Genomic DNA, 16,531 nt, shown 5'->3' with positions numbered 1-16,531 from the left:
TTCTCATTGATGTGTATTTGAATTGATTTTTATAGTATTTTTAAAAACTATAAAAACTGCTTCACCAATATGAGAAAACCATACTTTATCCGCTTTTTAATTTTAACCCCGCTTTTCCTTACAGCGCAATCTAAATTTGTTAAAAAAAGCTATCATCAAAATGGACTGATTGCCCACGAAATGTGGTTTGACAGCAACAAACAAGTGGACAGTATAAAGACTTATCACAATGTAGGCGGCATCAAAGAAGCAGTCTATCTTGATAAACAAACTAAATACCATGGAAATATAACCCTGACCAACAGTGAAGGAAAACTTAAAACTACATGGGTATTTGATCATGGAACGCTCATCAAACAAACCAATCACTTCTCAGAATACACCACCAAAACGAAACAGTACGTTAAAGGAAAAGAAGCCAGACTTGATAGTATAAATATCAAGCTAGCAAAGACACCTAATAATACAAGTTTAATATTCAGCAGAGCTTATTTGAATACTGAACTAGAAAATTTCATATTAGCTGAATATGATTTTTTAAAGATTAAAAATGCTTTTGAGAAATTTAAAAGTACTAGAACAGAAATGCCACCGGAAAAAAACATATTTATAAATAAGACCTTAGCTAACGCTTATGATCATCTGGCTCACATCTACGCTAATTTTGGAATGGCAAACAAAGCCATAAAACACCACTTATTAGCCATTGAAACCTATCCACAAGAGCTTCGTTATACTAATAATTTGGGCACCTATTTATACCGAACGGGGCAATATCGATTAGCAATACATTATTATAATGAAGTTCTTAAAAAAAGTCCAAAACATCCTTTTTCTAATTGGGGCTTAGGAGGCACACTTTTGGAGTTAGAGGAATATGACAAAGTAATTGAACATATTAATACTGCCTTATTAAAAGAAGAAAACCTCTACAAGTACGAAAGAGGAATAACAGAAAGTGACCCAAGAACCATTAGAGGACTCGCCTATCATAAGACAGGACAAACAGAATTAGGAATTACTGATTTGAACGAAGCTTTAAAAATTAATGATAAAAACTCTATTGCGAATAAATACCTAGGTGTTATTTATTATGATCTAGGTCAAAAAGAGAAGGCTTGCGGTTACTTTCAAAAATCGAGAGAATTAAATTATGAAAAAAAATATTATCTCAAAAATCTAGAACAATTAATCCAAAAAACCTGTACACCTACTACAGATCAACATACTGACAAAACCCTATTAGTGTCAAACCATAAAATAGAAAAAAACACGGTAATTGAAATCATCAGCGAAGTTGAAGCTAGCGAATTTACGTCAACAACCAACAGTATAAAAAACCCAACATCTGCACCTTATATTTCCCCAAATCCAGCTATTGACGATTTTGAAGTTTACAATTTTGACTCATCAGATTTCCGTTTCAAAATACACAATATTGAATCACGTTTGGTTCGTGAAGGAATGGCAATTGGAAAAACTATTACAGTTACTGGACTTCCTACTGGATTATACCTTCTTACAATTGAAAAAGGAACGTCTAAACAAACTTTCAAATTAATCAAACAATAATATTTTGGTTTCTACCACAAATTGAAATACTTTTTCCTTGGTAAAAAAGGCACAAACAATTGAATTTAAGGTAAATAAAACAAAATAAACACTATAACTATACCAAATGAAAAATAAATACTTTATCCGCTTTTTAATTTTAACCCCGCTTTTCCTTACAGCACAATCTAAATTTGTTAAAAAAAGCTATCATCAAAACGGATTGATTGCACTCGAAATGTGGTTTGACGATAATAAAAAAGTGGACAGCATTAAAACCTACCATAATATAGGCGGTATAAAAGAAGTAGTTTATCTTGACAAACAGTCAAAATATAATGGAAATATCACCCTAATCAACAGTGAAGGAAAACTTAAAACCACATGGCTATTTGATCACGGCACACTAATTAAACAAACCAATCACTTCTCTGAACACACCATCAAAACAAAACAAATTGTAGAAGAAAGAGAAGCAAAACTTGATGAAGTCAACATCCAATTAGCTGAAAAACCAAATAACATCAGTCTAATACATCAAAGAGCCTCTTTAAATAGTTTTTTGGGCAATTACATTTTAGCTGAATTTGATTATTTAAAATTAAAAAAAATTATCGAAAAAATTAAGGGCACTACCAAAGAGATGTCTCCAGAGAAATTAGTGGGAATAAATAAATCCTTGGCAAGTTTATATGACAGTTTGGCCTACATTTATTCAGCCTTTGGTATGGCAAATAAATCCATTGAATACCACTTACTAGCCATTGATACCAATCCAGAAGACTCTCGATATAATAATAACCTTGGGGCTTATTTACTTGAAACAGGCCAACCCCGACTAGCGATTCATTATTACAATGAAGTTCTTAAAAAAGCACCTCAACACGCTTTTGCCAATTGGGGATTAGCAAGTATTTATTTAGAACTTGAAGAATATGAAAAAGTTATTGCTCCTATAAATATTTCAATATTAAAAGAAGACAACATTTATAAATTTGGAAGAGGAACCGCTGAAAATGATTTAAGAACTATTAGAGGACTCGCTTATCATAAGACGGGACAAACAGAATTAGGAATTACTGATTTGAACGAGGCTTTAAATATCAATGATAAGAATTCCGTTGCCAATAAGTATTTAGGTGTTATTTACTATGATTTAGGTCAAAAAAAGAAAGCTTGTGATTATTTTCAAAAATCAAGAGAATTGAATTATGAAAAAAAATATTACCTCAAAAATCTAGAAACATTTATTCAAAAAGCCTGTTCCTCTTCAAACAATAGCCCGATTGTTGAAGTTTTACCAGCTACGAACAAAACAACAGAAAAAAAGGTATCTAATAATGTTATTGAAATGATCAGTGAAGTAGAAACTAGCGAATTTACGTCAACAACCAACAGTATAAAAAACCCAACATCTGCACCTTATATTTTCCCAAATCCAGCTATTGACGATTTTGAAGTTTACAACTTTGAACCCTCAGACTTCCGATTCAAGATACATAATATAGAATCAAGTCTGGTTCGTGAAGGAATGGCAATTGGAAAAACTATTACAGTTACTGGACTTCCTGCTGGTTTGTATCTACTTACAATTGAAAAAGGCACATCTAAACAAACATTCAAATTGATTAAACAATAATATTGTTTTTGGAACAAAAAAAACCGACTCTTCAGAATAAAAAATCTGAAAAGTCGGTTTCAATAGTTTTACACTTTAAACTTTAAGGTGCTGGATTAGGGTAAATTGCCTGAACAGTATCAATCTCTTTCAAAATTTCTTCTGTTAGTTTAACAGTAAAAGCTTCAATATTTTCTTTTAGTTGCGGGATTGATGTTGCGCCGATAATAGTACTAGTGACATATTTTTGCTGGTTTATAAAAGCTAAAGATAATTGCGTTAAACTTAGCCCATGTTTGGTTGCAATTTTATGATACATTTTAGTCGCCGCTACGCTTTGTTCGCTACTATAGCGATTGTACTGTGGAAACAAATTCAATCTTGCTTTTGGGTGTTTCTCCATTCCTTCTAAGAACTTCCCTGTCAAAACTCCAAAACCCAAAGGAGAATAAGCCAACAAACCAACATTTTCTCGATGACAAATTTCAGCTGAACCTACTTCAAATTGACGATTTAATAAGGAATACGGATTTTGAACAGTTGCTATTCTTGGCAAATTATGATATTTACTTTCTTCTAGAAAACGCATTAAACCCCAAGGATTCTCATTAGAGACTCCTACAGCTTTGATTTTTCCTGATTTGACAAAACCATCCAAAGTCTCTAAAACTTGATGAATATTATCTTGCCATTCATCCGTTTGAACTTTAAAGCCATGTTGTCCAAAAAAATTAGTTTTGCGTTCTGGCCAATGCAGTTGGTATAAATCAATGTACTCTGTTTGCAAACGCTTTAAGCTATTATCCAAAGCGTATTGTAAGCTTACAGGCGAAAAATCTAATTTTTCGCGCATATAGCCAAAAATAGGACTTGGGCCTGCAATTTTACTCGCCAAAACAATTTTATCTCTTTTTCCTGAATTTTTGAACCAAGAACCAATTATCTTTTCAGTACTTCCGTAGGTTTCTTTATGACCAGGAATAGAATACATCTCGGCAGTATCAAAGAAATTAACCCCTTTTTCAAAAGCATAATCCATTTGAGCGTGACCTTCAGCCTCCGTATTTTGTTGTCCAAAAGTCATGGTACCAAGACACACTTCACTCACTTTAATGTCAGTCTGAGGTAATTTATTATATTGCATTTACTTATTTCTTTATTGAATGACAAAAGTATCTAAAAAAGAAAAAAGGTTCAAAGAATAACTCTGAACCTTTTCTTAAAATTTAAAGAATATTGTAAATTAATTGATTTCATTCAACATTTTAGATATTTCATCTAATCTTGGCGTTAAGATAATTTCAATTCTACGGTTTTTAGCTTTTCCTTCCGCCGTAGCATTAGTTGCTAAAGGAGAAAACTCACCTCTTCCAGCTGCCGTGAGATTTTGTTTATTAATCATTTTGTTCTCACTTAAGATTGAAACAATAGCAGTCGCTCTTTTAGTAGATAAATCCCAGTTATTAGCAATAGGTCCTGACGCTAAATAAGGATCATCATCTGTATGTCCTTCAATTAATACTGAAATTTCAGGGTTATCTCCCAAAACCTTCCCTACTTCAACCACTGCTTTACGTCCTTCAGATCCTACTGACCAACTTCCAGAACCAAACAATAATTTATTTTCCATAGACACATATACTTTCCCATTCTTTTGTTCTACAGTCAAACCTTTACCTTCAAATCCGTTCAAGGCATTCGACAAAGTTTCTTTCAGCTTGCGCATGTTTTCCTCTTTAGCTGCGATCAAGGATTCTAATTCCTGTAAACGTTGTGCATTTTTATTCAAACGTTCTTGTTCAATAGCTAAGGCTTTAGATTTTGTATCTAATTGTGAAAGCAAATCACGATTTTTACTCATATTGGCTTGCAATGCCTCGTTACTGTTTTTTTCTAATGCTTTGTATGAAGCATCAAGATTATTCATCTTATCAGTCAGTCCAGCATAATCTGCATTGAGTTTTTCACGTTCTGCTTTTACTTTGGCTAAGTCTAACTTCAAGGCATCCTGATCCAGTTCTAATTGGTTTTTACTTTTCAAAAGATCTGCATTTTCATCAGAAAGGCTTCTGTTTTCTTTTTTTAAGTCGGTGTATTTATTTTCTAGTTCGGTGTATATTTTTTTTGAAACACAAGAACTCGTCATTGCAATTAGCAACAATCCGATGGAAACTTTTTTTATCATCAATTTAAATTTAAATATTTATTAATAAACTATTCTATTTCAACTACAATCGGACAATGGTCAGAATGTTTGGCTTCGGGCAAAATTAAGGCTCTTGTAATTCTGTCCTTCAAAGGCTCACTCACCAGACAATAATCAATACGCCATCCTTTATTATTTAATCTCGCAGAAGGAAAACGCATCGTCCACCAGGTATAATTATCCGGTTCTTTGTTCAAAAAACGAAAACTGTCGATGAATCCATTTTTTAAAAAAACATCTAACCAAGCTCTTTCTTCTGGCAAAAATCCAGATGTTTTTTTATTTCGCACAGGGTCATGAATATCTATCGCTTCATGGCAAATATTATAATCCCCACAAATCACTAGATTAGGAATTTCTTGTTTCAGTTGTGTAATATATTCTTGAAAATCGTCCATAAACATAAACTTATGACTCAATCGCTCACTGTTAGTCCCAGATGGCAAATATAAACTCATGACTGAAACTGAATCAAAATCGACTCTAATGTTTCGTCCTTCGAAATCCATATGCTCAATTCCCGTGCCATAAACCACATTATTAGGTTTTATTTTTGACAATATAGCCACACCACTATATCCTTTTTTTGTGGCAGGAAACCAATAATGATAGGGGTAACCCGCCGCTTCAAAATCTGCCAACGGCACTTGCTCTGGAGTTGCTTTAATTTCTTGAAGACAAATCACATCTGGATTTGCTTGTTTTAACCAATCAATGAACCCTTTAGAAATGGCTGCACGTATTCCATTCACATTATAGGATATAATTTTCATACTGAATCTATTTTTTTTATTGTCTCAAAAGTACTAAAAAATAAAAAGGATGTAGCACAAAACCCGAAAATAGAATTCGGTCATAGTTGAATAATGGAGTTTTTTTCTATCTTTGTTTTTCGCTCAAAAACAAAAAAACACATGGGTTTAGTTAGTGCCAAAGAAGTTGCGAAAGCTATCAATCTTGAGAAATACGGAATTTTAGGGACTTTTTCAGGGTGGCTATTAATGAAGATTCTGAGAATTTCAACGTTAAACAAAGTTTACAACAGAAATAAACATCTAAAAGAGCTTGCTTTTTTAGATGGTATTGTAGATGACTTACAAATTAAATTTGAAATACCAGAAGAAGACTTAAAACGCCTACCAAAAAGCGGTGCTTATATCACTATTTCCAATCATCCCCTAGGCGGAATCGATGGCGTTTTATTATTGAAATTAATGCTCGAAAGAGAACCCAATTTTAAAATTATCGCCAACTTTCTTTTGCATCGTATTGAACCTTTGAAACAATACATCATGCCCGTAAATCCTTTTGAAAATCACAAGGATGCTAAATCAAGTGTGGTAGGAATCAAGGAAACTTTACGCCATTTGAGTGATGGGAAACCTCTGGGCATGTTTCCAGCAGGAGAAGTTTCTAGTTATAAAGACGGGAAATTAATGGTAGATAAACCTTGGGAAGAAGGAGCGATCAAAGTGATTAGAAAAGCACAAGTTCCTGTAGTTCCTATATATTTTCATGCTAAAAATAGCGGTTTATTTTATTTACTTTCCAAAATTAGTGGAACACTTCGTACCGCCAAATTACCCTCGGAAGTTTTTAGTCAAAAAAACAGAATCATTAAAGTACGTATTGGAAAACCTATTTCCGTAAACGAACAAAATGAGCACAAAACGCTTGAATCCTACTCTGAATTTTTGAGAAAGAAAACGTACATACTTGCTAATCCTTTTGAAAAGGAAAGCAAATTGATTTCTACTCCGAGCTTAAAAATACCAAGAAGCCCAAAGGAAATTGTAACCCCAGCAAATGTTGACAACATTATAAGCGAAGTAAAAGCATTAAGAGATACAGATTGCCGCCTTTTGCAAAGTAAAAATTACGAAGTATTTTTTGCGCAGGCAAAATCTATCCCAAATATCCTACATGAAATAGGTCGCCTTCGTGAAATCACTTTTAGAGAAGTAGGCGAGGGAACGAATGAACCGATTGACTTGGATAAATTTGACCAATATTACCACCATCTTTTCCTTTGGGATGAAGAAGGTAAAAAAATTGCAGGAGCTTACCGCATGGGATTGGGTTCTGAAATTTATAAAAACCACGGCATCGAAGGATTCTATTTGAATGACCTTTTCCGTTTTGAACCGGAATTACATGATATGATGAGCAAAAGCATCGAAATGGGACGCGCTTTTATCATCAAAGAATACCAACAAAAACCAATGCCTTTGTTCTTGCTATGGAAAGGAATTATCCATACTACTTTGCGTTTTCCTGAACACAAATATTTAATGGGAGGTGTCAGTATTAGTAATCAATTTTCAGATTTTTCTAAATCATTGATGATTCAGTTTATGAAGTCTAATTATTATGATCCCTATATTGCGCAATACATTCATCCAAAAAAAGCCTATAAAGTAAAATTAAAGGATGCCGATAAAGATTTCATCTTTAATGAAACGGAAGCCGATTTGAATAAGTTTGACAAAATCATTGACGAACTAGAACCAGGTGTTTTACGTTTACCTGTTTTGATTAAAAAATACATCAAACAAAATGCTAGAGTTGTTGCTTTTAATGTTGACCCACTATTTAACAATGCCGTTGATGGACTAATGTACATAAGAGTAGAAGATATTCCAGAAAGCACAATGAAACCCGTTATGGAAGAATTTCAAGCAGAACTCGAACGAAAACTCAATGAAAAAGGAGAACACGAATCTGAATTATAGCAAAAAAGTCTCGATATATCGAGACTTTTTTATTTAAAACCATTTTTTATGATGGAGTTGGTAGGTATCGTAAAACTCTTGATCTGATTTTGACAAATAAATAATTCCTTCAACTAGCCCCAGTAAAGCGGTCAAAGAACCAAAGGTAGCCATACTCAGAATAATCCATAAAACACCTTGTATATTATATCCTAATAGGAATTTATGAATTCCGAGAGGCCCTAAAATAATGGCTAAAATTCCCGCTGCTAATCGTTTACTATCTTCCTCATAGGAATGCGGGTCACTCCAATGCGTATGACTTGAATTTTCCATGATAAAGTAATTTAGAGGGTTAATTGTCCTTTAAATATACGAAAAAAAACGGAATTACTAATTACACAATCACCAGAGAGTCATTCCAACATATTGTTTTATAACTAATTACATCTAATAAATACTTATAAAGCATACTTCATCATAATCTTATCTACAATCACTTGTGCCAGTCGTTCGTGACTTTCAAAAGTCCAACCAGCAACGTGAGGAGACAAAATTACATTTGAAGCATCTAGCAAATATTGAAAAGCCTCGGGGGTGTCGTTTTCTTGAAAAAGAGTTTCAAAGGATAGTTTTTCATATTCTAACACATCTAAGCCAGCGCCCAAGACTTTTCCAGACCGCATTGCAGCTACCAGATCAGACGTAACGATGTTATTACCTCTTGATGTGTTCATAATCCAAAAAGGTTTGACAAATCCATCTATAAATACTTTATTGACCATCCCGTTGGTCTCTGGCGTCCACGGAATGTGCAAGCTGAGAACATCTACTTTCTGTTGGAGTTCTTGCAATGAAACTTGTTTGCAGTTTTCATCGCCCACATTTTCTTGAATATCGTAACAAATTACATCGACATTAAAACCTCTTAGTTTTTTGGCGAACGATTTCCCCATATTACCATACCCAATAATTCCAACTGTTTTTCCATCTAGTTCATGACCACGGTTGCTTTCGCGGTTCCATTGTCCAGAACGGATTTCTCTATCAGCTTGATTGAGGTTGTTGAATAAAGACAAAATCATTCCAAGTGTGTGTTCGGCTACCGCGTTGCGGTTTCCTTCGGGCGCGGCGATTAACGTAATGTTTTTAGTTTTAGCATAGTCACAATCAATACTTTCTAGTCCTGCTCCTACTCTAGCGATGAATTGCAAATTGGTCGCTTTGTCCAAAAAGGCTTTATCAATCTTGAAACGACTGCGAATTACAATTCCGTTATAGTCTTGGATTTTAGATTCGATTGCTTCTTTGGAAGACGTGAAATCTTCGTGATTCACAAAACCAGCAGTTTGCAATTGTTCCATCATAACGGGATTGTTGCTATCGATATGAAGAATCTTAATTTCTCTCAAAATATTTTATTTTAAACTTAAATTATTTCAGATTGAGGATTAACTATTTTTGATTTCAGATGTAAAATCAAAAATAGTTAATCTTCATTCGTTAATCACAAATTTTTTATTTCCCTTTAATTTGTTTCAAAGCTGCTTTGATTCCACGAATCAAGGACGAACTGAAACCATGAGATTCCATTTCGCTTAATCCTGCAATGGTACAGCCTTGCGGCGTTGTAACACGGTCAATTAATTGCTCTGGGTGAATTTGTTCTTGCATTAACATTTCCGCGGCACCTTTTACAGTTTGTGCAGAAATCTGCAAAGCCGTTTTCCAGTCAAAACCAATTTCGATTCCAGCTTGCATCGACGCACGCATATAGCGCAAAGCAAATGCGGTTCCGCTAGCCGCTAAAACGGTGGCTGCATCCATTAATTTTTCGTCAATAACAGGAGCAGTTCCTAGCCCTTCGAACAAAGTCACTAATTGTTGTCCATAGCTTGCTTTGTCTTCTTGAAAAGTGATACAAGTTGCAGATTCACCAAATTGAGCAGCAATATTTGGCATCACACGGATAGCGTGATGCTCTGTCCCAATTTTATTTTGAAGGGACTCAATTGACAAACCACTCACTGCCGAAGCGATGATTTTGTCTGACAGTACAGGAAGTATTTCAGCCAAAACTAAATCTACTTGGTACGGTTTGATTGTCAAAAGAACAACATCGGCTTCTTGAATGTTATGTTTGTTATCAGAAGAAACAATAATACCCAGGGACTCTAGGTGTTTAATGTTCGCTACGTTACGACGAGTAACAGTTACTTGATTTCCTTCGGTGAATTTAGCAATTCCTACCGCAACTGAAACTCCAAGATTTCCGCCACCTATAATATGTATTTTCATGATTATTTATTTAATTTACTCTCCCCAACCCTATCCGAAGAAAAAGGAGTATAACGGAAAGTGTTCCTTACTATTTTTTGTTTTCTAAAATCCCAAAATCAATCTTGCTATGGAAAAATAAATTAATATTCCACAAATATCGTTACTGGTTGTGATAAATGGGCCTGTTGCTAAAGCGGGGTCAATTCCAAATTTATCCAGTAATAAGGGAACGAAAGTTCCAATTAATGAAGCAATTATAATTACCGAAATCAAAGCAGAACACACCACAAAACCAATAATCAAAGGCTCTCCCAAAAGGAAATAACTTCCTATAAAGAGAATTACAGCCAGAATAGCTCCGTTTAATAAACTTAAGGAAATTTCTTTAATGAGTCGGTTGAACAACGAACCACTCAAGGTATCATTTGCCAAACCTTGCACAATAATTGCCGAAGATTGTACGCCTACATTTCCTGCCATTGCAGCAATAAGCGGGGTGAAAAAAAATAATTTTCCGTGTTGTAACATAGCCCCTTCAAACAATCCTAACACTCTAACGGTGATAAAACCACCCAAAAGAGCGAGGACCAACCACGGCAAACGGGCTTTGGTCAATTCAAGAATACTATCATCTGCTTCAACATCTTTGGAGATACCTGCTGCTAACTGGTAATCCTTGTCCGCTTCTTCACGAATTACATCGATAATATCATCAATGGTGATTCGGCCTACTAATCGGCCCATGGCATCAATTACAGGAATGGCTTCTAAATCGTATTTTTGCATGATACGCGCTACCTCAACATCCTCAGCATCTACACTAACCGAAGTTACGTTGTTGATATAAATTTCAGAAATTTGTGCTTTGGTTGAGGTAGTCAATAAATCTTTGAGTGACAAACGTCCTTTCAATCGGTTTTCGTCATCAACCACATAAATAGAATGCACACGAGAAACGTTTTCGGCTTGTGCTCTCATTTCTTTGACACAAGTCAAGACATTCCAGTTTTCATTGACCTTGACAAGTTCTTTCCCCATGAGTCCACCAGCGGTATCTTCATCGTAGCGCAACAAGTCAATAATATCTTTGGCATGCTCTAAATCTTCCAATTCAGAGATAACCTCTTCTTTTTTGGCTTGTGATAATTCGGCAATAATATCCGCCGCATCATCGGTATCCAACTCGTCTAATTCCTCCGCAATTTCTTTTGCCGAAAGGCGACTTAATATATTTTCACGCAAATCATCTTCTAGTTCTAGAAGAATCTCCGCGGTTTTCTCAGAATCTAATACCTTAAAAATATAGGTTGCTTCATCAAAATCCAGTTCATCTAATATCTCGGCTATATCAGCATGGTGCATATCATTCAACAAGAATTCTAATTCCCTATCGTTTTTATTTACAATGTGCTGCTCTAGTTCGAGTATTAATGCTTTACTGATTTTGAATTCCATCGGCTTCTATTTTTTGGGTCAATTCTATAAATTGGGCTACGTTTAATTGTTCAGGTCTAAGGTTAAAAACTTCGTCTTCTCTCAGAGCGTCGGACAAATTTAGGGTTTTTAAACTATTGCGCAAAGTCTTTCTACGTTGTTGAAAGGCGGTTTTAACTACCGTAAAAAATAACTTCTGGCTACATGGTAAACTGAAATCTTTTTTACGACGCAAACGCAACACGCCTGATTTTACTTTTGGCGGTGGGTTGAACACGTGTTCATCAACCGTAAACAGATATTCAGCATCATAAAAAGCTTGTGCCAAGACCGATAATATACCGTAAGCCTTGGTTCCTTTCTTCTCGCAAATACGTTCTGCCACCTCTTTTTGGAACATCCCAGAGAACTCAGGAACTTGCTCCTTGAATTCTAACATTCGGAACACAATTTGAGTCGAAATGTTATACGGGAAATTCCCTATGATTGCGAATTGCTTCCCTGCAAAAATCTCGTTGATATCGTATTTTAAGAAATCTTTAGAGATAATTTTATCTTTTAATTTTGGATAATTAGCATCCAAATATTCGACCGATTCGGTATCAATTTCGACTACATAAGTCGTCACGGGTTTTTCTAACAAATATTTCGTTAGCACTCCCATTCCTGGTCCAATTTCCAAAACATCATCGTACCCTTCTAAATTCAAGGTGTCGGCAATTGCCTTGGCAATGCTTTCGTCTTTTAAGAAATGTTGTCCGAGGTGTTTTTTTGCTTTTACTTTTTCCATATTATGCTGAATTTATTTCAGTATCTATTTTTTTAACCGCGAAGACGCTAAGGCGCTAATTTTTTTATACTATAATCTTTTAAGCCGCTAAGGCTAAAAGACGCAAATTACTTTATATTCTGCATCCATTTTCCCGCTAAGGAACCAACCCATAATCTACAGCAATGACTAAAAAACTGAGGCTAAAGTACTGCGACTGAATTCTAATTCTAATGCTCTGATATCACTTGTAATTCCGTACGGAAAATGAGCATTTTTTCTCCAAACAACTTTTGCCCTTCTACCTGAAAATTCCCTGCGTTTTCTTGATAATATTTTTCCAAAGTTTCTTTACTATCGGTTGTGTATTGTGCAGAATAGGTAACTCCGCCCATCTCTTCTTCAACCAAAACACGCACCAATCGCGCCGAAATAAATTTGCCCGTAGCGATCATTTCAGGAATGTGTTTGTGCTGCATCCAGATCATCCATTGGTCGTGTACGCTTTCGTGTATGTTTGTAGTAACGTTGTAAATAATCATAACTTAATTTATTTATTAAAGGGTTTATCGGCTAAACAAATAACCATTAAACCACTTTTACAGATTTGTATCTCCTCTTAATATTCTAAAATTCTTTCTGGCTTCAACAAAATAAATACTGTCTTGATGGTTAAAGAGTATTTTCTCGTATAAGGCCTTTGCTTTTTCGGTTTCTTTTAATTTTTTATTGTAAATCTCTGCCGAAAAATAAAGTGCTTCGTCAATGTATATTCCGTCTCTGTGCTTGTCTATTATTGTTTGATATTGGCTTAATGCCAAAGGAAAATCACCTAATTTTTCATATATTTTCCCCAATCGCAATAAAGTCACGCCTTCAATCTCGTCTCCTTTGTGTTTCTTCAAAATGACTTGAAATTGCGCAATAGCTTCTTCATTTCTATTTTGATACAAAAGATAATCTCCTTTGGCAAATTCCTTTAATGCCGTTTGAGTCGAATCCGCAACCGTATTGTCGTTTATCAATAAAAAATACTCCAAAGCATCATTGGCAATCAGCTGTGTACTGGCCGATTTTAATTCTTTGAACTGTTTTAAAGCCCAATCAAAGTCACCTTTAAAATAACTGGTTTTGGCCGCTTTCAAACTTGCTTCGTGTGCTACTGCGTCATTCTTTAAATCCAATTCAATTTGGGAATAATACAACAACGCTTGGTTGAATTTTTCTTCAAAAAGGAAAACATCGGCTAGCTCCATTTTGACTTGTGCTTTTTGATATTCGTTCAACTGTAAATCCAGTGCTTTTTTGATAATCGCTTTAGCTTCTTCCGGTTTATTCAAATTAAAAGCCACAAAATGTGCCTGAATCAGCTGCAAAGATAAACTAAAAGGACTGATTTCATATTGTTTGAGCAAGGCTTCTAGTTCCGTTTGGATTACTGGATACTCTTTAGGCAATGCTTTATCGATTTTCATTTGTACCAAATATGCATTGGCTTGAATCAACAATTCTAAATCCTTTGTGTTTTCCAAAACAAAACCCAGGACTGTTATTGCTGTCTCGCTATCCTCTTCCTCAATGCAAGTTTGTGCTAAATTCACAATATTTGAAAGAGAAACGGGATTGCGTTTGTAAATGGATTTTTCTTGAATAAAGGCTTTGGAAAATTCTTTTTGTTGCATATAGAACCAACTCAAATAATGATTCCAAAAAACATCTTGATTTTTCTGAACTCGAATAACCAAAGCTTTTTTCAACAAATCACTAAAGGTCGAATCTCCCTCACCCGTCATGTAGCGGGACATTTGATTTTGAATTAAAACAGAATTTTGAGGGTTAAGATATGCTTCCTCTAGAAAAGTATCCACCATCTTTTCCATATTACCTAATTGTCCGTACAATAAACCTTTTTGATAATTAAAACTAAGATTCGGCATTTTTAGTTCTGCCGTTTCATAGGACTTTAAGGCATAATCCAATAATACTTTTTTCTCAAAAGAAGCCGAAACTCCATACACTTCGTAAGCATTCGCGTTGATTTTATCAATCGCTTGTTGGTAATAATCTTTGGCTTTAGGTTCGTTTTTTTGTAACTGATAATTGTAACCTAACTCAACCAAAATACTGGCTTGCTTGTATTTATTTAGCTGAGTGATAAGAATTTTTTCAGCTTGTTCAAACTGTTGCAATTGTTGAAGACAATCTACGGTTCTTAGAAAATACTGCAGGTTTTGAGGCACCGATTCTAACAACTCTTGGTAACTGATTTTTGCTTTTTCGAAATCGCCTTTATCGTAGTAATACTGCGCCAATTGTTCGTTCTGAGAGAAACTAACTAGCGAGAATAATAAAGCAATATATAAAATTAGGTTTTTCATTCTAAAAGTGTTCAGTATTCAGCTTTTTAGTATTCAGAGCAGTAAGCAAAAAGTGTTCCGTATTCAGCTTTTTAGTAATCAGAACAGCAATCAAAAAAAACAAATATTCAATTTCTACAAATATTTCAAATCGATTATTTTACAAACTGAAAACTAAAAAACTGAATACTGTTCACTAATTAATTATATCAAATCCACAGTATGGTCGTAAAACCTCTGGGATTACAATTCCTTCTGGAGTTTGGTAATTTTCAAGGATTCCGGCTAGAACTCTAGGCAATGCCAATGAACTTCCGTTCAACGTATGTGCCAATTGGTTTTTACCGTCTTTGTCTTTGAAACGTAATTTCAAGCGATTGGCTTGAAAAGTTTCAAAATTAGAAACAGAAGAAATTTCCAACCAACGATCTTGTGCTGTTGAAAACACTTCAAAATCATAAGTCAATGCTGAAGTGAACCCCATGTCTCCACCACAAAGGCGAAGGATTCTATAAGGTAATTTTAATTCGTTCAAAATATCTTTGACGTGTTCCACCATTCCATCTAATGCTTCGTATGATTTATCAGGATGCTCCACACGTACAATTTCGACTTTGTCAAATTGGTGCAAACGATTTAATCCACGTACGTGTGCTCCATAAGAACCTGCTTCACGACGGAAACAAGGTGTATAAGCAGTCGTCAGGACAGGCAATTCACTTTCGGTCAAAATCACATCTCTAAACAAGTTGGTTACCGGAACTTCTGCTGTTGGGATTAAATATAAGTTATCTGTTGCGTCATGGTACATTTGACCTTCTTTGTCTGGCAATTGTCCCGTTCCATAAGCCGAAGCTTCGTTTACAAAATGAGGCACTTGTACTTCATTATATCCTGCTGCAGTGTTTTTATCTAAAAAATAATTGATTAAGGCACGTTGCAAACGAGCTCCTTTACCTTTGTAAACCGGAAAACCTGCTCCCGTAATTTTATTTCCTAGTTCGAAATCGATGATATCGTATTTCTTTACCAATTCCCAATGTGGTTGTGCGCCTTCATGCAAAACAGGAACTTCACCAGCTTCAAAAACGTTTAGGTTTTCTTCGGGAGTTTTCCCTGCCGGAACAATATCTGCAGGAAGGTTTGGTAATGTGTATAATTTTTCGGTTAACTCATTAGCTAAAGCTTCAACAACATCTGCTAATTCTTTACTTTTTTCTTTAAGAGAAACCGTTTTTTCTTTAAGGATAGCGGCTTTTGCTTTTTCACCACTTTTCATTAATCCGCCGATGTCTTTGGATAATTTATTAGACTCAGATAAAATGTTGTCCATTTCAACTTGTGAAGCACGACGTTTTTCGTCTAGTTGTACCACTTCTTCCACCACGGTTTTGGCATCCATATTTCTTTTTGCCAAAGCTTGGATTACTTTCTCCTGATTCTCTCTAATAAATGCAATTTGTAACATAGCTTGATTTTTATAACTCTAGTTGTACTTTTCAATAAAGTAAGCAAATTTAAGGAAATGTTTCATATATAAGTGGACATTATGAAAAACTTAAAACAATGTTGTGTAAAGCAAAAAAGACTCTCTTTATCAGAGAA

General features: G+C 34.8%; 14 protein-coding genes. 3 read left to right on the top strand and 11 right to left on the bottom strand.

From position 1 onward, the window contains the following. Positions 1–69 precede the first annotated feature (69 nt). The gene (locus ABZP37_RS04790) at positions 70–1,572 is read left to right on the top strand and encodes a tetratricopeptide repeat protein (protein WP_366186071.1); all 1,503 of its coding nucleotides are present in this window, start codon (positions 70–72) and stop codon (positions 1,570–1,572) included. A gap of 106 nt (positions 1,573–1,678) precedes the next feature. Next, positions 1,679–3,190, top strand: a complete 1,512-nt coding sequence (locus tag ABZP37_RS04785) for a T9SS type A sorting domain-containing protein (RefSeq protein WP_366186069.1) — start codon at positions 1,679–1,681, stop codon at positions 3,188–3,190. Positions 3,191–3,272: 82 nt separating this feature from the next. Here the strand turns inward: ABZP37_RS04785 and ABZP37_RS04780 are convergent, their stop codons facing one another. The 3 genes from ABZP37_RS04780 to ABZP37_RS04770 form a co-directional block, all read right to left on the bottom strand. Continuing rightward, positions 3,273–4,313: an aldo/keto reductase gene (locus ABZP37_RS04780; protein ID WP_366186067.1), complete on the bottom strand. Its 1,041-nt coding sequence runs from the start codon at positions 4,311–4,313 to the stop codon at positions 3,273–3,275. Positions 4,314–4,412: 99 nt separating this feature from the next. Beyond that, positions 4,413–5,354, bottom strand: coding sequence for an OmpA family protein (locus ABZP37_RS04775; protein ID WP_366186066.1), 942 nt, complete (start codon positions 5,352–5,354; stop codon positions 4,413–4,415). A gap of 29 nt (positions 5,355–5,383) precedes the next feature. After that, a complete protein-coding gene (locus ABZP37_RS04770) occupies positions 5,384–6,148 on the bottom strand; it encodes an exodeoxyribonuclease III (RefSeq protein WP_366186064.1) in 765 nt (254 codons plus the stop codon). Positions 6,149–6,289: 141 nt separating this feature from the next. Between ABZP37_RS04770 and ABZP37_RS04765 the strand changes: the two genes are divergently transcribed. Continuing rightward, complete coding sequence (locus ABZP37_RS04765; protein WP_366186062.1) at positions 6,290–8,107, top strand: GNAT family N-acyltransferase; 1,818 nt, start codon at positions 6,290–6,292, stop codon at positions 8,105–8,107. A 33-nt stretch (positions 8,108–8,140) separates the two neighbouring features. Here ABZP37_RS04765 and ABZP37_RS04760 read toward each other — a convergent pair whose 3' ends face one another. From ABZP37_RS04760 to serS, 8 genes are all read right to left on the bottom strand, one after another. Further along, positions 8,141–8,422 (bottom strand): TM2 domain-containing protein, encoded by a 282-nt coding sequence (locus ABZP37_RS04760; protein WP_366186061.1) that lies wholly within the window; start codon positions 8,420–8,422, stop codon positions 8,141–8,143. A 125-nt stretch (positions 8,423–8,547) separates the two neighbouring features. Further along, positions 8,548–9,453: a 2-hydroxyacid dehydrogenase gene (locus ABZP37_RS04755; protein ID WP_366187479.1), complete on the bottom strand. Its 906-nt coding sequence runs from the start codon at positions 9,451–9,453 to the stop codon at positions 8,548–8,550. 151 nt (positions 9,454–9,604) lie between these two features. After that, positions 9,605–10,384 carry a pyrroline-5-carboxylate reductase gene (proC, locus tag ABZP37_RS04750; protein WP_366186060.1) on the bottom strand — a complete coding sequence of 260 codons (780 nt, stop codon included), beginning with the start codon at positions 10,382–10,384 and terminating at the stop codon, positions 9,605–9,607. An 84-nt stretch (positions 10,385–10,468) separates the two neighbouring features. Continuing rightward, entirely contained in the window at positions 10,469–11,821 is a 1,353-nt protein-coding gene (gene mgtE / locus ABZP37_RS04745) for a magnesium transporter (RefSeq protein WP_366186058.1), read from the bottom strand. After that, positions 11,802–12,590 (bottom strand): 16S rRNA (adenine(1518)-N(6)/adenine(1519)-N(6))-dimethyltransferase RsmA, encoded by a 789-nt coding sequence (gene rsmA / locus ABZP37_RS04740; RefSeq protein ID WP_366186056.1) that lies wholly within the window; start codon positions 12,588–12,590, stop codon positions 11,802–11,804. The genes mgtE and rsmA overlap by 20 nt, the downstream gene beginning before the upstream one ends. A 209-nt stretch (positions 12,591–12,799) precedes the next feature. Beyond that, positions 12,800–13,111 carry a DUF4286 family protein gene (locus tag ABZP37_RS04735; RefSeq protein ID WP_366186054.1) on the bottom strand — a complete coding sequence of 104 codons (312 nt, stop codon included), beginning with the start codon at positions 13,109–13,111 and terminating at the stop codon, positions 12,800–12,802. A 57-nt stretch (positions 13,112–13,168) separates the two neighbouring features. Beyond that, complete coding sequence (locus ABZP37_RS04730; RefSeq protein ID WP_366186052.1) at positions 13,169–14,947, bottom strand: tetratricopeptide repeat protein; 1,779 nt, start codon at positions 14,945–14,947, stop codon at positions 13,169–13,171. A gap of 175 nt (positions 14,948–15,122) precedes the next feature. After that, a complete protein-coding gene (serS, locus tag ABZP37_RS04725; RefSeq protein WP_366186050.1) occupies positions 15,123–16,394 on the bottom strand; it encodes a serine--tRNA ligase in 1,272 nt (423 codons plus the stop codon). Between the last annotated feature and the right edge of the window lie 137 nt (positions 16,395–16,531).

The sequence above is a fragment of the Flavobacterium ovatum genome (assembly GCF_040703125.1).
Taxonomy (GTDB): domain Bacteria; phylum Bacteroidota; class Bacteroidia; order Flavobacteriales; family Flavobacteriaceae; genus Flavobacterium; species Flavobacterium ovatum.
Note: the sequence above shows the minus strand (reverse complement) of the source record. Positions and strands in the feature narration are given on the sequence as shown.